The following is a 20,508-nucleotide window of genomic DNA, read 5'->3' on the forward strand; positions in this document are numbered from 1 at the left end:
CTAGTCCTTCATCCGCAGCGGGAAGCGCTCGGACAGCCGGGTCAAGGTCCCGTTCAGGCGGCTGATGTCCTCGTCGGAGTTGATCGCGGTGAGCTGCACCCGGAAGCCCACCCGGTCGCGCGGCACCAGGGGGTAGGCCGCCAGCGTGACGTAGATGCCTTCCTGCCACAGGTACGCCGCCACAGCGTCGAGGTCCGCCGGGTTGGCCAGCGGCACCTCCACGATGGGCAGCCGGTCCCTGTTCAGGGTGCTCACCCCCATGGCGTCCAGGTGATCGAGCACCCGCACCGTCTTGCGGTGCAGGTCGGCCCGGATGACATCACCCCGGCGCTCGTTGACGTCCAGTCCCGCCAGCGCCGTCGCCAGGGACGCCGTAGGGGACGGCCCCGAGTAGAGGTAGGGGGCCGCGGCCGTCTTCAGCCGGTTCTTCACCTCCGACGGCAGCGCCAGGAAGGCCAGCAGCGACGAGTACGCCTTGGAGAACCCCGCGGCCAGCACGATCCCGTCGTAGGACTCCCCGGTGTGGCGCACCACGCAGTTGCCGCGCATGCCGTACGGACACGGTTCGTCCGGTCCGCGTTCGCCGATCACGCCGAAGCCATGAGCGTCGTCGACGTACAGCGTCGCCCCCTCGGCGCGGCACACCGCCGCCAGCGCAGGCAGGTCGGGGACGTTGCCGCTCATGCTGTTGACGCCGTCCAGGCACACCAGCCGGGGTGTGCCGCTGGGCACGCGGGCGAGCAGGCCGCGCAGTTCGTCGAGGCGTTCGGCGTGGAAGCGGTGCAGGGTGGCGCCCTGCGCGCGGGCCACCACACAGCCGTCGTAGATGGTGCGGTGCGCGGTCGCCTCCACGAAGACGTGGCCGTCCTCGGCCAGCACGGGTATCACAGACGAGTGCACCAGTGTGAGCGTCGGCAGCAGCAGCGTGTCCGGCGCGCCGAGCAGCGCGGCGAGCCGCTCCTCGATGTCGGGGTAGAGCCGCGGACTGCCCAGCAGCCGTGACCAGCTCGGGTGTGTGCCCCACTCGCGTACCGCGGGATCGACCGCGGCCATGACCTCCGGGTCCCAGTCGAACCCCAGATAGTTGCAGGACGCGAAGTCGATCAGCCACTGGTCGCCGCTGCGGATGTGCCGGCCGCGCACCTCGTCCAGGACTGCGTCACTCATCGGGCTGGTGCGCCGCAGATGCTCAAGGTCCTCCCATCGGGCCTTCCGGCGTCCCTGGGCGGCGGAGTCGATCTGCGGCCGCCGCGTCCGCGGTGGCGCGAACGGACGGGTGCTCGGCTCTCGCAGCACGTGCGCGCTCTGCTCCACGGTCAACGGCCGGGCGAACAGGAATCCCTGCCCGAACCGGCACCCCATGCTCGCCAGCAGATCCCGCTGCGCGGCGTCCTCGATGCCCTCGGCGATGACCTGGAGGCCCAGCGTGTCGGCGATCCGCACGATGCCCTCGACCAGGGCGACCTGCTGGGCGTCGCGCGCGATGTCGTCGATGAACGACTTGTCGATCTTCAGCACGTCGATGGGGAAGTCCCGCAGGTAGCGCAGCGAGGAGAAGCCCGTGCCGAAGTCGTCGACGGCGATGTGCACCCCGAGGTCCTTCAGCGTGGTCAGCACCGTCTGGAGCCGGTCGTCGCGGTGCAGCAGCACCGTCTCCGTCAGCTCCAGCTGCAGCGATCCCGGTTCGAGGCCCGGTGTGCTCACTGCCTCCCCGACCTGCTCGATGAACCCGGCGTCGCGGAACTGGCGGGCGGAGACGTTCACGCTGACGTACGGCGGACGGGCGGGTCCGGGCAGTCGCTGCAGGTTCACGATGTCGCTGACCGCGTTCTCCAGCACCCACGAGCCCAGCGGCGCGATGTGCCCGGTCTCCTCGGCCAGGCCGATGAACTGCTCCGGCATGACGGGCGGCCGCTGCTCGTGCGGCCAGCGGACCAAGGCTTCAAAGCCGACGACCTCGCCCGCCGTGATGTCCACGACGGGCTGGTAGCGCAGCGCGAACGCCTTGTCGGCGACCGCCTGGGCCAGCTGCGACTGCAGATCGTGCCGCTCTACCATGCGGCTGCGCAGCAGCGGCTTGAAGCGGCGCCACTGCCGCTTGCCCGCCGCCTTCGCCGCGTACAGCGCGAGGTCGGCATGGCCCAGCAGCTCCTCCGCGTCCGTGCTGTCGCGCGCGGTGGCCACGCCCACGCTGGCGGACACCGGCACCGACTCGTCGGCCAGGTCGAAGGGCCTGCTCAGCGTCTGGATCACCTGGGCCGCCAGCAGTTCGGCGTCCAGGGGCTGCTTGGCGTCCTCCATGAGCACGGCGAACTCGTCACCACCGAGCCGGGCGGCGGTGTCGGTGCGCCGCAGCGTCCTGGACAGCCGGTTGCCGACCGCGACCAGCAGCTGGTCGCCCGCACGGTGTCCCATCGTGTCGTTGACCAGCTTGAAGTCGTCGAGGTCGATGAAGAGCAGACAGGTCAGGGAGGACTCGCGGCGCCCGCGCAGCAGGGCGCGTTCGATCCGCTCCAGCAGCAGCGTCCGGTTGGGCAGGCCGGTGAGCGAGTCGTGGAAGGCTCGCTGGGTCAGCTCTTGCTCCAGCCGCCGCTGCTCGGTCACGTCCCGCAGGGTCACCACCAGACCGGACACGGTCCGCTCGTCCCGGAAGTCGCTGAACCGGACCTCCACCTCGACCCGTGCCTCCCGGCGCCGCACCCACCAGTGGTCGTGCCCCGCTCCCGGCCCTCGTTCCCGTACGGCGGTCAGCCCTCGCGCCGCCCGCTCCCGGTCCCCCGGGTCCACCAGCTCCGGCAGCGACACGCCCACGAGCTCCTCGGTGCCGAACACGGACCGTGCGGACGGGCTGGCGTACCGGATGGTGTCGTTGTCCTCCAGGATCAGGATCACGTCGGAGGTGTTGCGGACGAGGGTGCGGAAGTACGCCTCGTTCTCCCTCCGGACGACCTCCTGGCGCAGCGCGACGCGCTCCATGGCCAGGCCCGCGTGGGAGGCCAGGATCTCCAGGGAGCCCCACGTCTCGCTGAGCTGCCGCTCGGGGGCGGCGACCAGCAGGGTGCCCGGCACCTTTCCGGTCGGACGGTCCGGCTGCATCATGGGGCACACCAGGACCGACGGCAGGCCGTTCAGCCGGGCGGCGATCGCGGGATCGAGGGCGGCCGGGCTCACCAGCCGGGTGCCGCCGGCGCCCAGATCCGCCGCGTGTTCCGTCGGCAGCAGCATGGTCCGGTGCGGGATGTCCGGGCCCATCAGCCGGCCGACCGCCTCACGGCAGGACTGGTCGACCTCCTCCTGCCGGAAGGCGGAGACCAGCGACGCGGCCGCTCCCCGCAGGGCGAGTTCGCGACTGACCGCGTGGCGATGTGCCACGACCATCCCCGCCAGCCGAAGGATCACCAGGAGGAACAGCACGCCCGAGAAGACCGCGATCACGGCGGCGTCCCGGGTCTGACCGCTCAGTCCCTCCCAGAGCAGGATCCCCGGCGCGATGAGTGTGGCCACGGCGAGCATGACCAGCCGGCGCGGCGGCGGCAGCAGGGACTCCCGCTGGGGCACGGAGGCCGTCAGCTCGACCATGGACGGATGCAGCGCGGCCAGGCCCCAGGCGGTGTAGAAGACGACCCAGCCGAGATCCAGCAGGCTTCCGGTCTCCCACACGTCGTACAACTGCAGGATCCCGTAGGCGATGTCGGTGACCAGAAGGGTCACCGTGCCCGCGACCAGCAGGCGTACCGCGCGATTGGACCCGTTGAGCGGGCTGGAGGTGAGCAGCCGGACCAGCAGGGCCAGCACGAGGATGTCGCCGAGGGGGTAGGCGATGCTGATGGCCCGCTGCTGCCAGGTCATGCCCTGCACCACGGTCAGCGGTTGCACCAGGTACACCCACACGGGCAGCGCGAGACCGGCGGTGACGATCAGGGCGTCGAGCAGGCTCGGCAGGTCGCGGTCGGCCCACCTGTGCCGCACCAGCCCCCACAGACCGGTGGCGAACAGCGGATAGGTGGCGAGGTAGCAGGCGTCGGCGGGGGAGGGGAACGGGTTGGAGGCGTGGAAGTACTGCTCCATCACGTTGTAGTACGTGTCGCCCGCAATGAAGGTGAAGAGTCCGGCGGCGAGGAACCACCAGGGCCACGGATGGGCGGGGCGGTGGATCCGCGTGCCGATCAGGATGGCGGCAACGCCCGCCAGCCCTATGACGGCCCACAGCGCTGTGAAGGCCGCGGGCACAGTCATGTACACGATCGTGACAACCGCAACCAACGCGATGTAGACGGCCATGAGCCGACGTGCCGGCAGCGAGGACATGTGCCTCCCCCCGTCAGGGGGACCGGGGCGTACGCCTGGTGTTACACCTGGTCCAATTGGAATCGATCATAGGTTCGCCGGAGTGGCCCTGCATCTCGAGCGGCTGCCCGTCGGGGCGGAATCACCCCTCCCGACCGGTGTCTCAGGCGCTACCGCTGTGGAACCTGAAGTGCAAATCCCTGATCCGCTCGGTCAGTTCGGGCACCGGACCGTCCACGGTCACACCGGGTGCTACCTCGTGCACGGGGAGTGTCCGCACCGGCGGGGAGGGGGCTCCCAACTCCGACAGCCACGAGCCGAGTTGCTCGGACGAGGCGATGTAGACGATGCGTCCGAGGCCGACCCAGGCGTGCGCGGCGGCACACATCGGGCAGTGCTCGCCGGAGGTGTAGACCGTGGCGGTCGCCCGCTCCCCGGGCGTGAGGTACGCCGCCGCCCAGCGCGCCAGCTCGAACTCGGGGTGCCGGGTGCGGTCGCCCGAGGCCACCCGGTTGTGGTCCTCGGCGAGGACGGTGCCGTCCCAGCCCACCAGGACCGACCCGAACGGCTCGTCCCCGGACTCCAGGGCCTCGGCGGCGAGTTCCACGCAGCGGCGCAGATGCGGCAGATCCGTGTCCTTCACGACCATGGGGCCGGCCTTTCCCGTGACGACGTGATCAACAGGACCCTATGGCGCCGAGGCACCGGGGCAAAGGAAGGGGGCCGCGGGCCGTGGTGGTGCCGCCGGGCCGGGAAAACCCTTTGCCGTGAGGCCCGGCGGCTGCTGGGGTCCGTCCATGGATCATGCGGAGCTGCTCACCCTGTTCGACCGCGACCTGCGTGAGGGAGCGCGGCCGGACGGTCCCGACGCCCGTGTCGAGCGGACCGGCGACGTCGTCCGCCAGGTGGCCCCGGCGCCGGGCTGGAACGGCGTGCTGTGGTCCGCCCTGGACGAGGCCGGAGCGGACGCGGCGATCGCCGACCAGGTCGGTCACTACACCGGGCTCGGCCTGGACTTCGAGTGGAAGCTGTACGGGCACGACCGGCCGGTGGACCTCGGGCTGCGGCTGCGCGCGGCCGGGTTCACGCCCGGCCCCGAGGAGACCCTCCTGATCGGCGAGGCCGCCGGTCCGGCCCGAGCCGCCGCACCGCCCGAGGGCGTGCGCGTCGTGCAGGTCACCGACCCGGCGGGCGTCGATCTCGTGGCCGACGTGCACGAGAAGGCGTTCGGCGCGGACAGCTCCTGGCTGCGCCACCAGCTCCTCGCCCGGCTGTCCGACCCGGACAGCGTGGTCGCCGTCGTGGCGCTGGCCGGCGACGAGCCGGTGAGCGCGGCGCGCATGGAACTCGTGCCCGGCACACCCTTCGCCGGCCTGTGGGGCGGCGGCACCGTCCCGGGCTGGCGGGGCCGCGGCATCTACCGCAGCCTCGTGGCCCACCGGGCCCGGGCTGCGGCGACCCGTGGCTACCGCTACCTCCAGGTCGACGCCTCCAGCCAGAGCCGGCCGATCCTGGAACGGCTCGGATTCCTGCCGCTGACGACCACGACGCCGTACGAGTACGCGTCCTAGCCGTCGGCTGGAAGCCGCTTCACGCGTCGCGCGGCGAGGGCTCCCCGCGATGCGGGCGGCGAGCCGCGGCAGAGCCTCGGTAATGGGGGGGGGCAACAGGCGCGTCGGAAGTGAGGGAGAGGGGGCCGGCCGGCGCGGCCCACGTGAACGGGCCGGTCCAGTGCGCGGACCGGCCTTCTGCTCCTTTCCGGCGGGCGTTACGGCCTGGGCGAGGCCTTCGCCGCCGTTCCGGCGCACACCAGCCCGAGGACCACGGCCAGTGCACCGATGATGATGTTGTTCCACACGACACCGGCGTCCGGGCTTTCGCCGACGACCCACGGCGAGACGATCATCCACACCCCGAGCGCGCACATGGCCCAGCTCAGGCCGTACATGCGCTCCGGAGCGCGAGTGAACCCGAGCGCCAGCAGGCCGATAGCGATGCCCATGATCAGGTTGTGGGTCGCGAGGGCAGGCTGGCTGGTCGTGTAGTGGACGATCCACGGGGAGGCGGCGCAGTACAGACCGAGCAGGAACACCGGTCCGTCCACGAGCGCCACATCGCGGCCGCCGAGCATGCGGGCGTACCGGTCCCGCATCTCGGAGGCATCCGGATGGCTGGTGATATCCCCTCTGGTGGGCGAGACGTGGGCCATGATTCGTCTCCTTCGTGGTGCAGGGCGACCGCGTCTGGTGGGGCATGCGGTAAACGCCGCGTAAGCGCCATTCTGCTCTTATCTTTCCTTTATGTGTAGAGGTCGGCGAAGGGTACCGGGATCTACCCGGCAGTACATGTCCGGGCGGATCGGGGGCATCCGCATGTCTACGACATGCGACCGATCGACGTCGCCCCAGGGCGGCGCGGGACAGGGGAGGGCAGCGGACGTGACTGCGGCCATCAGTGCGAAGGTGTTGGAACGGTTCCCGGCGGGGTCTCCGCGCGGATCGTGGCCCGCGGAGGAGTACGCGGCGCGCCGCCGCGCCGAGGGTGAACCCGCAACCGTCGTGATGGACCTGGAATCGGACGCCTTCCTCGTGGTCGTTCCGGCGGACGGCGACTGAGGCGGCCCCCCCCGCATCGCAACGAGATCCGCCCCTCGCCCGCACCGCAACGAGATCCGCGCCCCCGGGCCGCGCCGGTCCGCGTCGGCCGAACCGGGGGCGCCCGCAGGCCTTTCCAGGGCGCCACTCGTGAAATGGCCGGTCCGGGATACGAGATGAGCCGCGAATTCCTTGACGGCCCTCGACGTCCACTGCCACGATCCATGGCATGACCATGCGACTGGACCTCACGCGGCGACGCCACGTCGACCTCGCACGCGTCTCCAGCGCTTCCTGTCGCGCAGCAGCCTGAGTCCTTCGGCTCGCCGCTCCCTCACACCGCCGGTTTCCGCCATCGGCCGGCCATTGCCGTGCCGACGGGATGCCACGCGCGGTGCATTCCCCTCACGCCTGAATTCGCCACTTCGGCACGCCCTTTCACCTGTGCCCCCGAATTCGGCGGTGCCCGCGCAGTCGCGCCTCATTTCGGAAAAGAGAGCCCATGGCCACCGTCCTGTCCGTCTCCGGCAGCCCTTCCGCCTCCTCCCGTACCAGCCGACTGCTGCGCCACCTCGACAAGCGGCTGGCGGCCCAGGGGCATGACGTGATCCCGCTCGACGTCCGCACCATCCCCGCCGAGGCCCTGCTCGGCGCCGACTTCCGACACTCCGCGATCGTCGAGGCCGCCGAACTGTTCGCGCGGGCCGACGGCGTCGTCGTCGGCACACCCGTCTACAAGGCGTCCTACTCCGGTGTCCTGAAAGCCCTGCTGGACCTGCTCCCGCAGTACGCGCTGACCGGCAAGACGGTACTGCCGCTCGCCACCGGCGGCAGCGTCGCCCATGTGCTGGCCATCGACTACGCCCTGCGCCCGGTGCTCACCTCCATGGGCGCGGCCCACATCGTGCAGGGCTGGTTCACCCTCGACAAGGACATCACCGTGCAGGACGACGGCTCCCTGACCGTCGCGCCGGCCGCGACCGAGGCGCTGAGCCAGGTGGTCGACCAGTTCTCCACGGCGCTCGGCCGCGTCCCGCTGCTGGCCGCGGCGGTCTGACACCGCACGCCGACCGGCCACCGCACGCGAAGGTCGACCCCTGGAACGGGACTTGGGCGTACTGGCGTTCGTGGGACGGGGCGCCGGACGCGCCCCGCCTCGGCTAGCCGGACGCCAGCGCGCCGAGGTGCGCCCGGCGTGCCTCGGACGTCTGGCCCTGCACCAGCAGGAACATGCCCTCGCGCGCCAGCCGTTGGGCCCGGCTGTCCAGGGCCATGGAGCGGCCGCCACCGGCCACGATCGCAGCGGTCGTGGCCGCGCGCAGGAGGTCGTACGCCCGCGTCTTGACGGCCAGTCGTTCCGGCACGGAGTCCTGCCGGGCGGGCCGGTCGGCCAGGGCGTAGGCCTCCTGCCGTACCTCGTCGAGCCTGGCCCGCAGCGACCGGGCCGTCTCCCGGCCCTCCGGCGTCTGCGCCACCAGGTCCAGCGCCGCGTCCGCCACCCCGAACACGGCCGGACTGGCGTTGGCGGCCCGGGGGAGGTCGACCAGGGCGAACTCCTGCTGCGGGGTGCGCAGCACGACCGACTCGTCCGGAACCCACAGGCCGTCCAGCTCCAGGGACACCGTCCGCGCGGCGGTGAGGGCCGCGAGCCGCATCGGTGCCGACGGCGTCAGCCCCGGCTGCGCGCGGGCCTCGGCGAACGCGAACACCACCTCGGCCGAGTCCGTCACCCCGGCCAGCAGCATCACGTCGTTCAGCCCCCAGCCCGTGTACCAGGGCACCCGGCCCTCGAACCGCCAGCCGCCCCCGTCGGCGGCGGCCCGCACGGGCACCCGGGGGAAGGCACGGACATGGGCGAACGCGATGCCGGCCATCAGCTCGCCGGTCGCCAGTGGGCGCAGCAACTTCTCCCGGACGGGGGAGTCGTAGGTGGCGAGCAGCTTCACCGGTGTGTGGTGCTGTGTCTGCACGAACCATGTGGAGCAGCACGCCCCGGCCAGGATCTCCGCGGTCTGCCGCGCCACGGCCACGGGCGCGTCCGCCCCGCCGTACTCCCGCGGCGCGACCACCCCCAGCAGCCCGGCCCGCTTCACCGCCTCGACATGGCTCGCGGGCACCCCCTCCTGGTCGACGCGCTCGGCCTGCGGGACGAGGAGGTCGCGCGCCAGTCGCTGTGCGCCGGTGACGAGCGGATGGGGTGTGGTGGTCATGGGAGGGATTCTCGCGGTCGAGCGGCGCGGGGCGCCGATCCGGGGGCGTGTCGTCGGCCGGCCCGCGCTGTCAGGGCCGCGCTTTCAGCTCCGTGAGCACGTCGAAGTCGAGCCCGTCCGCCCGCGCCAGGTAGATCCGCTGGCGCACATGGGCGTCGCGCAGGTGCAGCAGCCCGCGCGGGCCCTCGTACGACACCGCCCCCGCCCCGGCCGCCGCGCCGATCGCCGCGACGTCCAGCGTCCCGGCCCTCTTCAGCAGCGCGGCCAGCAGCAGCACACCCTCGTAGCAGGACTCGCCGAGGCTGCCGAGGGCGGGCGCCTGGACGCCGTAGCGGGCGGCGTACTGCCCGTGGAAGTCGAGCGTGTCGCGAGTGGCCAGCGAGGCGAAGAACCCGGCCGTGCTGTAGAGGTCCTCGGTGGCCTCCGGGCCGCTCGCCACCAGCATGTTCTCGCCCATCAGCGTACTCAGCCGCAGACAGCGCGCGGGCAGGCCGTACGCCGCGAACGCCCGGTTGAAGCGCACCGCGTCACTGCCGACGAGCAGCATCAGCACGGCGTCGGCGTCCGAGCGTTCGACGCGGCGCAGCGCCGGCTCGAAGTCGTGGGTGCCCAGCGGCAGGTACGCCTCACCGGCGACGCACCCGCCGCGCTCCCGGGCGTACCGTCGGGCCGAGCGGGCCGTGTGCCGCGGCCACACATAGTCGTTGCCCACCACGAACCAGCGCCGCACTCCGCGCTCGCGGGCCAGCAGATCCATCGCCGGCCGGAGCTGGTCGCGCGGGGTCTCGCTGGTCAGGAACACCCCCGCCGTGTCCTCCCCGCCCTCGTACAGCGCGGTGTACACGTACGGGACGCGGTGTGCGATCCGCGGTGCGAGCGCCCGCCGCACGGAGGAGATGTGCCAGCCGGTGACGCCCTGTACGGCGCCCAGGTCCACCAGCGCCTCGACCTCGTCGGCGATGTCGTGCGGCGCGCCCGAGCCGTCGACCGGCATCAGCCGGAGCTGTCTGCCGAGCACGCCGCCGTCCCGGTTGACCTCCTCGGCGGCCAGCCGCGCGCACAGCTCACAGGTGGGCCCGAAGATCCCGGCCGGCCCCCGCAGGGGAAAGACGAGGGCCACGCCGAGCACGGAGTCGTCGGCCGTGAACCACTCGGGCCCGGGAAGGTCGCGCCGGAACATGACGTCATGATTCAGGCTCGCGGGGACGAACTCCAGTGCGTCTCCTAGGATGGACACCCCTCGGCACCTAGGAGAGCAGGGATGCCCAGCCCCACCCCGCCGCGTCGGCCCGACGACCTCGTGCAGTTGCTGACGCGGGCCGTACGGCTCGCGGCGCGCCGGTTGCAGGGCGTGCTGGAGGCGGAGGGCTGCTCGCTGGACGCGTGGCGGGTGCTGGCCTCGCTGTCGGACGGCGAGGGGCACCACATGACGGGGCTCGCGGAGGCCGCCTTCCTGCCGCCGCCGACGCTGACCAAGCTGGTCGACCAGCTCGTCGACCAGAACCTCGTGCACCGCAGGGTCGATCCCTTCGACCGCCGCCGCATCCTCGCCCATCTCACCCCGCGCGGCCAGGAGTACTGGCGGCGCGTCGACCGGGCGGTCCGCGCCGGCCGGCCCTCGCTCGGCGACGGCGACGACGACCTCCTGCGGTCCCTGCTCCACCGGCTGGCGGCGACGCTGGAGGATCCGGCGCGCGTGTGAGCGTTCCAGGACGCCGGGCAGCACGGACGGGTCTCCGGTCGCGCCGGGCCGACCGAGGATTGACGGGCCGTCGACCAGCACGGACGCCAACAGGTCTATACCTGACTGGTCTACACCCTTGACTGGTACAGACCAACGCGGTTGAGTGTGGCTTCCACAGCCCCCCACCACGGCCGCCCCCACGCCGTGACCGGACCTCCGGTGCGTGCGGTCGAGGGCCCGCTTCGCCCTGCCCTCGTCAGGGAGCGGCCGTGTCCCGCGAAGGAGTTGAACCCGTGTCGAGACGCCGTATCTCCGCAGTCCTGGCCACCCTCGCCCTCGCCGGCGCAGCGCCGGTTCTGCTGCCCGCCTCGAACGCCTCGGCCGCCGCCTGCTCCAGCTACCCGAACTGGACGGCCGGGAAGTCGTACAACGCCGGCGACATCGTCCGCTACACCGACGGCAAGGCGTACATCGCCGAGCACGCCAATCCGGGCTACGACCCGGTCATCAGCACCTGGTACTGGGAGCCGTACGCCTGCGACAGCGGTCCGGGCACGCCCAACGCGCGCTTCGTCGTGAGCGAGGCGCAGTTCAACCAGATGTTCCCGAACCGGAATTCGTTCTACAGCTACAGCGGTCTCACCGCGGCCCTGAGCGCCTACCCCGGCTTCGCCAACTCCGGCAGCGACACGGTGAAGAAGCAGGAGGCCGCCGCCTTCCTCGCCAACGTCAGCCACGAGACCGGCGGTCTGGTGCATGTGGTGGAGCAGAACACCGCCAACTACCCGCACTACTGCGACTGGGGGCAGCCCTACGGCTGTCCGGCCGGACAGGCCGCCTACTACGGGCGCGGCCCGATCCAGCTGAGCTGGAACTTCAACTACAAGGCCGCGGGCGACGCGCTCGGCATCGACCTGCTGAACAACCCCTGGCTGGTGCAGAACGACTCGGCCGTCGCCTGGAAGACGGCCCTGTGGTACTGGAACACCCAGACCGGCCCCGGCAGCATGACCCCGCACAACGCCATGGTGAGCGGCGCCGGGTTCGGCCAGACGATCCGCAGCATCAACGGCTCCCTGGAGTGCGACGGCAAGAACCCGGCCCAGGTGCAGAGCCGTGTGAACAACTACCAGCGGTTCACGCAGATCCTCGGGACGTCCCCCGGAGGCAACCTGTACTGCTGACGCGGGACCGTGCGGCGTGGTGTCATGCGAGATGTCATGAACCTGACGATTGACCGAAGGGCATCCCTCATGCGCCTACGCACCCCCCACGCCCTGCTCGCCACGACCGCGGCACTGGCCGCCGCGGTCGTGGCTCCGCAGCCCGCTGCCGCCGCCGTTCCGGCACCGGGCCCGTACTACGTCCAGAGCGCCACGACCGGCCTCAACGCGGCCGACAGCGGCGGCGCGGTGGAGCAGCACAGACCCCGCGGCAACGAGGACCGCCAGCAGTGGCAGTTGAAGCCGAGCGGGTCCTCCTACCTGCTGGAGAACACCGTCGCGCCCGGCAGCTGCCTCGGCCGCAGTGGCGACCAGGCCGCGACCGTCGCCTGCGCGAGTGCCGACGCCGGGTGGGAGATCAGCCCGACCGGCGCCGACCGCTACACGCTCAAGGTCCCGGGAACCACCCGCCACCTCACGGTCGCGCCCAAGCCGCCCGGCGCCACCTACCCCGCCCGGCTCGTCCTCGGCGGATCCGGTGACCTCGCCGCCTGGTACCTCACCCCGGTCACGCCCGCCACGCGGCCCATGCCGCCGCAGGACCGGCGCACCCTGGACCAGGTCACCTTCCTCACCACGCACAACGCCTACGCCAACGGCGTCGACGGCGGCTTCGCCCCGCCCTTCGTCAACCTCGCGCCCAACCAGAGCCGCGGCATCGAACGCCAACTCGCCGACGGCGTACGCGGATTCATGCTGGACATCCACCAGACCCCCGACGGCGCGATCCTCTGCCACAACAGCTGCACCCTCGTCAGCAGGCCCGTCGCCCTGTGGGTCGACCTCCAGCGCATGGTCGACTTCCTCAAGGCCCACCCCGACCAGTTCGTCACCGTCTTCCTGGAGGACTACGTCGATCCGGCCGTCCTGCGCGCCGAACTCGCCCGTGTCAACGGCCTGTCGGACGTGCTCTACCGGCCCGATCTCACCGGCGTCCGGCAGAGCGGCTGGCCGACCATGGCCGACCTGGCCGCCGCCGGCGACCGGCTGCTGATCTTCACCGACCACAGCCGCTCCGCCGACCAGGCCGCCGGCCTGACCCGGGACAGCTTCGGCGTCATGTACCAGTCCGAGTGGACCGTCGAGAACTACTGGTCGATGGGCTCGGGCCTCGGCACCTCCGACTGGTCCTGCTACAGCCGCTGGTACGGGGCCGACACCAACATCCCGCTGACCCGCACCGAACCCGGATTCCGCCCGCTGTTCGTCATGAACCACTTCCGTGACGTCCCGCTCACCGGCACGGCCGGCACGGACAACACCAAACTCGCCGACCGCGCCCAGAGGTTCTGCCAGCCGGCCGCCCGCAAGAAGCCCAACTTCCTCGCCGTGGACCACTACGACCGCGGCAACCCGGCCTCCGCCGTCACCACCCTCAACTCCTACACGTATCCGTAAACCGGCTTCGCCGGCCCGTGTGCCGTGTGTGAGACTCCGCCGATGAGCTCACAGACGATCACCGCGGACATCGCGGGCACCTGGAAACTCGGCGACCTGCCCGTCCACCGCCTCGGTTTCGGCGCGATGCGGCTGACGGGCAGCGCCGCCTTCCACCACGGCACACCGAGCGACCGCGACCGGTCGATCGCCGTCCTGCGCAGGGCGATCGACCTGGGCGTCAACCACATCGACACGGCGGCCTTCTACTTCTCGTCGCTGCGCTCCGCCAACGAGCTGATCAACAGCGCCCTCGCGCCCTACTCCGACGACCTGGTCATCGTCACCAAGGTGGGCCCGTACCGCGCCTACGACGGGGAGTGGGGCACCTCGGCCCGCCCCGAGGACCTGCGCGGCCACGTCGAGGAAAACCTGCGCCAGCTCGGCCGCGACCACCTGGACGTCGTCAACCTGCGCCGGATGCCGGCGTACGACTCCATCGCCGAGCACTTCGGCGCCCTCGCGGAGCTGCGCGAACAGGGCCTGATCCGCCACCTCGGCATCTCCAACGTCACACTCCGCCATCTCGCCGAGGCCCGGGCCATCGCCCCCGTGGTCTGCGTCCAGAACCGGTACGCCCTCGACCGCCCCGACCCCGGCAGTGACGAACTGCTGCGCGTCTGCGGCGAGCAGGGCATCGCCTTTGTGCCGTTCTACGCCGTCGCGGGCGACGCAGGTGAGCAGGGCGCCACCACGGCCCACGACGAGGACGTCCGCGCCGTGGCCCGGGCCCACGGCGCGAGCCCGGCCCAGATCCGCATCGCCTGGACCCTGCACCAAGGTCCCCACGTCCTCGCCATTCCCGGCACCGGCAACCCCGACCACCTTGCGGAGAACGTGGCGGCGGGCGCGATCCGCCTCACGGACGAGGAACTGAGCCGGCTCGGCCGGGCGGACCACCAGGCCGGTTGACGGGCGCTACACGGCCCAGACACCCTCCCGCATGAGATGCCTGCCGGGCAGTTCCCGCACGTCGCACCACGCCTGCACCGCGCGCGGCCGCACCTGGAAGAACGCGTACGACGCGTGGTCCTCGCGCGGATCCCAGCCGGTCTTCACCCGGAACGCCTCGGCCGCCGCCGAGGGAACCTCCCGCATCGGGTGGGTCCGCACCTCACCGTCGACGAGCACGACGTCCCGGGTGTCCCCGAGGGCCAGCCGGGCCCGCCCGCCGTCGCGCAGATTGCGGCCGGTGGGATTGGTCAGCCGGGTGCACAGCCACACGGCCTCGTCGTGCCAGATGAACCACAGCGGGACCAGACACGGCCCCCCTTCGGCGTCCGTCGTCGCGACCCAGATGTCGATCTCCCGCTCCAGCCGGCCGAGCAGGTCCGCCTTGCGCTGCTCGGGGGTGCGGGGCGGATCGGTGATCTTCATGGAGGGGACGCTAGCGGCCGGAGAGGCGTGGCCGCCTCGGGCCGCGGTCCTAAGCCCTCGGCCTAGGACCGCAGGTACTGCGCCGTGTCTCCGAACGACCGGTCCGCCGACTCGTTCTCCGTCAGGCGAAGCGAGTGTACGTACCAGTAGTTACAGCCGTGGACCCGGAAGTCGGCCAAGCAGTTGTCATCCCCCGAGTTTTACGTATAACCTCTCCGGTCAACCGCCCGCTCCGAGAGGCTCCGATGCGACGTGTCGCCCTGGTCACCCTCGTCGTCGACGACTACGACGAGGCGATCCGCTTCTACACCGACGCCCTCGGGTTCCGGCTCGCCGAGGACGCGCCCCGGCCCGACGGATCCCGCTGGGTCGTCGTCGAGCCGGGCACCCCGGGCGCCGGTATCGGGCTGCTGCCGGCCCGCGCCAAGGGCCAGGCCCAGGCCGCCCGGGTCGGGGACCAGACGGGCGGCCGCGTCGGCTTCTTCCTGCACACCGACGACTTCGCCCGGGATCACGCCCGGATGACCGCCGCGGGCGTGACCTTCCTGGAGGATCCGCGGCACGAGCCGTACGGCACCGTCGCCGTCTTCCGGGACCTGTACGGCAACCGCTGGGACCTGCTCCAGCCCGCCGGCTGACCCCTCCCCACCGCTTCGAACCACCCGCCCGAGGAAAGACCCGCCATGACTGCTACGCGCGTAGACGCCGATCTGATCCGCCGCCTCCCCAAGGCCGTGCTGCACGACCATCTCGACGGCGGCCTGCGCCCCGCCACCGTGGTGGAGCTGGCGGAGGCGGTCGGCCACACCCTGCCCAGCACCGACCCGGACGAGCTGGCCGCCTGGTACTACGAGGCCGCCAACTCCGGCGACCTGGTGCGCTACATAGCCACCTTCGAGCACACCCTCGCCGTGATGCAGACCCGCGAGGGCCTGCTGCGCACGGCCGAGGAGTATGTGCTCGACCTGGCCGCCGACGGTGTCGTGTACGGCGAGGTGCGCTACGCCCCGGAGCTGAACACCAACGGCGAGCTGACCATGGCCGAGGTCGTGGAGACCGTCCAGGAGGGCCTCGCGGCGGGCATGGCGAAGGCCGCCGCCGCGGGCACGCCCGTGCGGGTCGGCACCCTGCTGTGCGGGATGCGGATGTTCGACCGGGTGCGCGAGGCGGCCGACCTGGCCGTGGCGTTCCGCGACGCCGGGGTCGTCGGCTTCGACATCGCCGGTGCCGAGGACGGCTTCCCGCCCGCCGACCACCTCGCGGCCTTCGAGCACCTGCGCCGCGAGAACGTACCCTTCACCATCCACGCCGGAGAGGCGCACGGCCTGCCCAGCATCCACCAGGCCCTCCAGGTGTGCGGCGCCCAGCGCATCGGTCACGGCGTGCGGATCACCGACGACATCCCGGACCTCGCGGGGGGCAAGCTCGGCCGGCTCGCCGGCTGGGTGCGCGACCGGCGCATCGCACTGGAGATGTGCCCGACGTCCAACCTCCAGACGGGCGCCGCCACCTCCATCGCGGAGCACCCGATCACCGCGCTCAAGGACCTCGGCTTCCGCGTCACCCTCAACACCGACAACCGGCTGGTCTCGGGCACGACGATGACCCGCGAGATGTCCCTGCTGGTGGAGCAGGCCGGCTGGAGCGTCGAGGACCTGCGCACGGTCACCGTGAACGCCCTGAAGAGCGCGTTCATCCCGTTCGACGAGCGCAACGCCCTCATCCGTGACGTGGTGCTGCCCGGTTACGCCGCCGCGCTCTGAAGCAGCCCCCGCAGGTAGGCGGCCTGTCCGACGTGCTGGAGATCGTCGGACAGGACGCTGACCAGCCGGACACCCAGGATGACCGGCGGGTCCCAGCGTTCGTCGACGACCCGCTCCAGATCCTTGGCGGTCAGGCCCCGCAGGGCGTCCAGGCTCTGGTCGTGCACGGCGTCGTAGTAGCCGGTCAGCAACTCGCCCGAGTCGACCCGGACCTTGGCGACCTGGGCGGGGCTGTGGCCGTAACCCGTGTCCCTGCGCGGCAGGCCGAGACCGAAGCGCTTCTCCCACCCCTGGGACAGCCACACCTGCTCATGGCCGAAGGCGTCGGCCATGTGGTCGTCCTGGACGCGGGTGAGGTGCCAGATCAGCCAGGCGATCGAGTTGGTGTCGGGGGAGGGGCGGGCGTTCAGCTCGTCGGGCCCGAGGCCCTCGACCGCGGCGTGGACTTCTTCGCGGATGCGGCTGAAGCCGTCGATGAGGATGTCCTTCGCATGCATAGGACCACCATCACCCATCGCCGGGGATCACGCGTCGGGAATCCGGCTCCCGTGGAAGCCCAGCCGCACCCGCCCCGGGAGCTGGATCCGGGCCACCGGCCCCCCGGTGACCTGGGCCGCGAGGATCACCAGGTCCGGCGCCCCTGACCGGCTCGAATGGGTGCGGCGGGTCGGGTCAGGAGGGGTGGACACCCTCCTGGGGTGGGGCGAGAGCCCCTGTGTCCAGCTCCCGGGGTGGGGCGAGAGCCCCTGTGTCCAGCTCCTGGGGTGGTGCCAGAGCCCCTGTGCCCAGCTCCTGGGGTGGTGTCAGGTCCCCTGTGTCCAGCAGGCCCATCAGCGCCCGGGCCGCCGGACTGGTCGCCTGCTCGGGCGGCAGCAGCGCCACCGTCTCGTACACGGCGTCTCCCGCACCCTTCACCGGCAGGGCCGTCAGCGAGGCGCGCTTGTGCCGGAAGTGACGGGGCACCACGGCGATGCCGAGATCCTCGTCCACGAGGTCGAGGAGGCTGTGCACGTCATTCACCTCCAGGGCGACGCTCCGGCGCACGCCCGCCGCCGCGAACGCCGCGTCGGTGGTGCGCCGCGGCCCCCAGTCCGGGTGGAAGTCGACGAAGACCTCACCGCCGAGATCCTCCGGCGTCACCGCGACACCGGCCGCCGCGAGCCGGTGGCTCGGATGGCACAGCACGGTCATCGGCTCGCTGGTCAGCGGCACCGCCCGCAGCTGGTCGGTGTCCTCCTGGGCGGTGCGCACGGCGAACGCCAGATCCAGACGCCCGGCCGCGACCTCCTCCGCCAGAGCCCCCGAGCCCGCCTGGCGCAGACAGATCTCCACGTCCGGGTGGCGCCGCCGGAACGCCGCCAGCAGCCCCGCCACATGCACCCCGGCGATGCACTGCTCCGACCCGAGCGCGAGCATCCCGCGCAGCACGCCCTGCACCGCCGCCACCGCCTCGTGCGCCGAGCGGACCTGCGCGAGGATCCGCTCCGCCTCGCCGAGCAGCGCCCGCCCGGCCGGGGTCAGCGTCACCCGGCGGGTCGTGCGCACGAACAGCGGCGTCTGCAGCTCCCGCTCCAGCGCCCGGATGGACGCCGACAGGCCCGACTGGGACACCAGGAGGCGTTCCGCCGCCCGGGTGAAGTGCTGGTCCTCGGCGACCGCGACGAAGTGCTGCAAGTGGCGCAGTTCCATGACTGAGAAGCGTAGTCGCTGAATTCCATCGGATTCTTCTGTTGGACGCATGGACGCAGGTCACGCCAGAGTGGACACCGGTTTCATCCCGACCGTGCCAACCCCTCTGGAGTCGCGTTGTACACCGCACACCCCGACCGCTACGCGGACATGCCCTACCGGCGCACCGGACGCAGCGGCCTGAAGCTCCCCGCGCTCTCGCTCGGCCTGTGGCACAACTTCGGCCCGGACCGGCCCGCCGAGACGCAGCGCGCCGTCCTGCGCCGCGCCTTCGACCTCGGTGTCACCCACTTCGACCTGGCCAACAACTACGGCCCGCCGCCCGGCGCCGCCGAGTCCGCGCTCGGCCAGTTCCTGAAGACGGACTTCGCGCCGTACCGCGACGAGCTGGTGATCTCCACCAAGGCCGGCTACCTGATGTGGCCCGGACCGTACGGTGAGTGGGGTTCCCGCAAGTACCTGCTGTCCTCGCTGGACCAGAGCCTGAAGCGGATGGGCCTGGACTACGTCGACATCTTCTACTCGCACCGCCCCGACCCGGAGACGCCGCTCGAGGAGACGATGGGCGCCCTGCACTCGGCGGTGCAGCAGGGCAAGGCGCTCTACGTCGGCGTCTCGAACTACTCCGCGGAGCAGACCCGCGAGGCCGCCCGCATCCTGGGCGAGCTGGGCACCCCGCTCCTCATCCACCAGCCGCGCTACTCGATGCTGGACCGCCGTCCCGAGGACGAGGGCCTGCTCGACGCGCTCGACGAGCTCCAGGTCGGCTCCATCGTCTACTCCCCGCTGGAGCAGGGCGTACTCTCCGCCCGCTACCTCGACGGCATCCCCGAGGGCTCCCGGGCCGCGAGCGACAGCCCCTTCCTCAACTCCGACGCGCTCACCGAGGACCTGGTGGGCCGGCTGCGCGAGCTGAACGACATCGCGAAGTCCCGCGGCCAGACCCTGGCCCAGATGGCACTGGCCTGGGTGCTGCGGGGCGGCCGGGTCACCTCGGCGCTGGTCGGCGCGAGCAGCGCACGGCAGATCGAGGACAGCGTCGGCGCGATCCGCAACCTGGACTTCGACGCGGACGAGCTGGCCCGTATCGACGCCATCGTCAGGCGGTAGCACCATCGCGACGCCCGGGGCGCCCGCCCCGGGCCCACGCGTCAGGAACCGATCCGTTCCTCCAGGCGCACGCTCACCGTGTCGCCCTCCTCCTTGCCGATCGCCTTGCGGATGTCGGCCTTGACGGGCAGCTTGTGCGTGCCGTCCCCCAGGGCCATGAAGGAGCTGCGGAACGGATGGCCGTCGATCGTCCCGCGGACCTTGACCAGGCCGCGGGTGCCGAAGAACTCGACGGACCGGGGCCAGACCAGATAGGTCCAGCCGCCCTCGGCGGGGCTCTTGCGCAGGACGGCGGTGAACTCCGCGTCCAGTTCTCCCGTGACGGCCATGACGTCCTCCGGTGCTCGGCGGTCCCTTCCTCGTGCAGACTGCCGGACACCGGGGAACTCATCGCGGTGCGCCCTCGTCATGGCGGGCGGTTGCGGAAAAGGGCGATCAGCCTGTGGGCCCCTGCGCCCCTCGCCGGATTCAGGCCAACTCCGGGGGGTGAATATGCCAGGAGAGTGGCCGGAAAGTCGTGGTGACAGTGATTCAGTAGTGAACATACTGACCTGCGAGAGCGCTTTTCACATCGAGCGACCGCGCCCTCACGCACAGCACGCGAGCCGCAGCAGAAGCGAAGCCGGGCCGGCAGACGGGCAGGGCAACGGGGGAGGGTCACGTGCACGACGAGTTTCTGTGCCACGTCACGGCGTACGGAGTCTGCGACGGCCGCCGTATCGGGGTGCCCCTCGGAACCTACCGGGCCCCCACCCTCGCCCTCGCCCTGTGGTGGCTGCGCGACCGCGCCTCCTGGATCGCCCAGCGTCTCGATCCCCAGCCCGACGCCGAGCACTTACCGCCGGGCGCGCTCGTGCCGGTCGCCCACACCGTGCCCGACGTGCCCGGGCTGCTGCGCGCCTGGTGCGCCGATCCCGCCCAGCAGGAGCGGGTCGCCGAGGAGTTGGCGGCCGGACGGCTGGTACGCATCGCCACCAGTGACGAGACCACCGAGTACGAACTGCTCGCCGAGTCCGTGGACACCCTGCGGATGCAGCGCGCCGCTCCCTTCGTCGGCATCACCGTCGGCTGACCCGCAGGCCGCCCGCCCGTCGGCCGCTGGAGCCGCTCATCGCCCCGCTCGCCCAGGCGCAG

The 20,508-nt window shown here is 71.7% G+C and carries 22 protein-coding genes; 12 read left to right on the forward strand and 10 right to left on the reverse strand.

All coding sequences use genetic code 11. The features are described 5' to 3' along the window. Both IGS69_RS32375 and IGS69_RS32380 read right to left on the reverse strand, forming a co-directional pair. The gene (locus IGS69_RS32375; protein ID WP_190904741.1) at positions 1-4,281 is read right to left on the reverse strand and encodes an aminotransferase class I/II-fold pyridoxal phosphate-dependent enzyme; all 4,281 of its coding nucleotides are present in this window, start codon (positions 4,279-4,281) and stop codon (positions 1-3) included. A gap of 169 nt (positions 4,282-4,450) precedes the next feature. Beyond that, positions 4,451-4,936 (reverse strand): nucleoside deaminase, encoded by a 486-nt coding sequence (locus IGS69_RS32380; protein WP_190903999.1) that lies wholly within the window; start codon positions 4,934-4,936, stop codon positions 4,451-4,453. Between the two features lie 148 nt (positions 4,937-5,084). Between IGS69_RS32380 and IGS69_RS32385 the strand changes: the two genes are divergently transcribed. Beyond that, positions 5,085-5,858 carry a GNAT family N-acetyltransferase gene (locus IGS69_RS32385; RefSeq protein ID WP_190904000.1) on the forward strand — a complete coding sequence of 258 codons (774 nt, stop codon included), beginning with the start codon at positions 5,085-5,087 and terminating at the stop codon, positions 5,856-5,858. Positions 5,859-6,055: 197 nt separating this feature from the next. Here IGS69_RS32385 and IGS69_RS32390 read toward each other — a convergent pair whose 3' ends face one another. Then, positions 6,056-6,496: an SPW repeat protein gene (locus tag IGS69_RS32390; protein ID WP_190904001.1), complete on the reverse strand. Its 441-nt coding sequence runs from the start codon at positions 6,494-6,496 to the stop codon at positions 6,056-6,058. Between the two features lie 229 nt (positions 6,497-6,725). Between IGS69_RS32390 and IGS69_RS32395 the strand changes: the two genes are divergently transcribed. The 3 genes from IGS69_RS32395 (at position 6,726) to ssuE (ending at position 7,938) form a co-directional block, all read left to right on the forward strand. After that, entirely contained in the window at positions 6,726-6,902 is a 177-nt protein-coding gene (locus IGS69_RS32395; protein ID WP_179878739.1) for a hypothetical protein, read from the forward strand. A gap of 214 nt (positions 6,903-7,116) precedes the next feature. Further along, on the forward strand, positions 7,117-7,194 hold the full coding sequence (locus IGS69_RS35280; protein ID WP_351405193.1) for a putative leader peptide: 78 nt from the start codon (positions 7,117-7,119) through the stop codon (positions 7,192-7,194). A gap of 189 nt (positions 7,195-7,383) precedes the next feature. Then, the gene (gene ssuE / locus IGS69_RS32400; RefSeq protein WP_190904002.1) at positions 7,384-7,938 is read left to right on the forward strand and encodes an NADPH-dependent FMN reductase; all 555 of its coding nucleotides are present in this window, start codon (positions 7,384-7,386) and stop codon (positions 7,936-7,938) included. Positions 7,939-8,041: 103 nt separating this feature from the next. Here the strand turns inward: ssuE and IGS69_RS32405 are convergent, their stop codons facing one another. Both IGS69_RS32405 and IGS69_RS32410 read right to left on the reverse strand, forming a co-directional pair. Further along, positions 8,042-9,091 (reverse strand): acyl-CoA dehydrogenase family protein, encoded by a 1,050-nt coding sequence (locus IGS69_RS32405; RefSeq protein ID WP_190904003.1) that lies wholly within the window; start codon positions 9,089-9,091, stop codon positions 8,042-8,044. Positions 9,092-9,161: 70 nt separating this feature from the next. Then, positions 9,162-10,271 carry a substrate-binding domain-containing protein gene (locus IGS69_RS32410; RefSeq protein WP_190904742.1) on the reverse strand — a complete coding sequence of 370 codons (1,110 nt, stop codon included), beginning with the start codon at positions 10,269-10,271 and terminating at the stop codon, positions 9,162-9,164. Between the two features lie 81 nt (positions 10,272-10,352). On the opposite strand from IGS69_RS32410, the gene IGS69_RS32415 reads away from it, so the two are divergent. From IGS69_RS32415 to IGS69_RS32430, 4 genes are all read left to right on the forward strand, one after another. After that, on the forward strand, positions 10,353-10,793 hold the full coding sequence (locus IGS69_RS32415) for a MarR family winged helix-turn-helix transcriptional regulator (protein ID WP_190904004.1): 441 nt from the start codon (positions 10,353-10,355) through the stop codon (positions 10,791-10,793). 275 nt (positions 10,794-11,068) lie between these two features. Further along, a complete protein-coding gene (locus IGS69_RS32420; RefSeq protein WP_190904005.1) occupies positions 11,069-11,959 on the forward strand; it encodes a glycoside hydrolase family 19 protein in 891 nt (296 codons plus the stop codon). A 69-nt stretch (positions 11,960-12,028) separates the two neighbouring features. Beyond that, positions 12,029-13,396: a phospholipase gene (locus IGS69_RS32425; protein WP_190904006.1), complete on the forward strand. Its 1,368-nt coding sequence runs from the start codon at positions 12,029-12,031 to the stop codon at positions 13,394-13,396. 42 nt (positions 13,397-13,438) lie between these two features. Next, positions 13,439-14,347, forward strand: a complete 909-nt coding sequence (locus IGS69_RS32430; protein ID WP_190904007.1) for an oxidoreductase — start codon at positions 13,439-13,441, stop codon at positions 14,345-14,347. Between the two features lie 6 nt (positions 14,348-14,353). Here IGS69_RS32430 and IGS69_RS32435 read toward each other — a convergent pair whose 3' ends face one another. Then, positions 14,354-14,812 (reverse strand): pyridoxamine 5'-phosphate oxidase family protein, encoded by a 459-nt coding sequence (locus IGS69_RS32435; protein ID WP_190904008.1) that lies wholly within the window; start codon positions 14,810-14,812, stop codon positions 14,354-14,356. Between the two features lie 245 nt (positions 14,813-15,057). On the opposite strand from IGS69_RS32435, the gene IGS69_RS32440 reads away from it, so the two are divergent. Next, positions 15,058-15,450, forward strand: a complete 393-nt coding sequence (locus tag IGS69_RS32440; RefSeq protein WP_190904009.1) for a VOC family protein — start codon at positions 15,058-15,060, stop codon at positions 15,448-15,450. Between the two features lie 45 nt (positions 15,451-15,495). Then, the gene (locus IGS69_RS32445; protein WP_190904010.1) at positions 15,496-16,575 is read left to right on the forward strand and encodes an adenosine deaminase; all 1,080 of its coding nucleotides are present in this window, start codon (positions 15,496-15,498) and stop codon (positions 16,573-16,575) included. Here the strand turns inward: IGS69_RS32445 and IGS69_RS32450 are convergent. From IGS69_RS32450 to IGS69_RS32460, 3 genes are read right to left on the reverse strand one after another with little or no spacing between them, the layout of a single operon-like run. Next, positions 16,557-17,072 (reverse strand): mycothiol transferase, encoded by a 516-nt coding sequence (locus tag IGS69_RS32450; RefSeq protein ID WP_190904011.1) that lies wholly within the window; start codon positions 17,070-17,072, stop codon positions 16,557-16,559. The genes IGS69_RS32445 and IGS69_RS32450 overlap by 19 nt on opposite strands. 27 nt (positions 17,073-17,099) lie before the next feature. Then, positions 17,100-17,264 carry a carotenoid oxygenase family protein gene (locus IGS69_RS32455; protein WP_332836582.1) on the reverse strand — a complete coding sequence of 55 codons (165 nt, stop codon included), beginning with the start codon at positions 17,262-17,264 and terminating at the stop codon, positions 17,100-17,102. Beyond that, a complete protein-coding gene (locus tag IGS69_RS32460; RefSeq protein ID WP_232543702.1) occupies positions 17,248-18,264 on the reverse strand; it encodes a LysR family transcriptional regulator in 1,017 nt (338 codons plus the stop codon). Before IGS69_RS32460 ends, IGS69_RS32455 begins: the two co-directional genes overlap by 17 nt. 117 nt (positions 18,265-18,381) lie before the next feature. Between IGS69_RS32460 and mgrA the strand changes: the two genes are divergently transcribed. Continuing rightward, complete coding sequence (mgrA, locus tag IGS69_RS32465; protein ID WP_190904012.1) at positions 18,382-19,374, forward strand: L-glyceraldehyde 3-phosphate reductase; 993 nt, start codon at positions 18,382-18,384, stop codon at positions 19,372-19,374. A gap of 41 nt (positions 19,375-19,415) precedes the next feature. Here the strand turns inward: mgrA and IGS69_RS32470 are convergent, their stop codons facing one another. Next, the gene (locus tag IGS69_RS32470; protein WP_190904013.1) at positions 19,416-19,703 is read right to left on the reverse strand and encodes a DUF1905 domain-containing protein; all 288 of its coding nucleotides are present in this window, start codon (positions 19,701-19,703) and stop codon (positions 19,416-19,418) included. Between the two features lie 332 nt (positions 19,704-20,035). On the opposite strand from IGS69_RS32470, the gene IGS69_RS32475 reads away from it, so the two are divergent. Further along, positions 20,036-20,446, forward strand: coding sequence for a hypothetical protein (locus IGS69_RS32475; RefSeq protein ID WP_190904014.1), 411 nt, complete (start codon positions 20,036-20,038; stop codon positions 20,444-20,446). Positions 20,447-20,508: the final 62 nt, after the last annotated feature.

This window comes from Streptomyces tuirus (assembly GCF_014701095.1).
Taxonomy (GTDB): domain Bacteria; phylum Actinomycetota; class Actinomycetes; order Streptomycetales; family Streptomycetaceae; genus Streptomyces; species Streptomyces tuirus.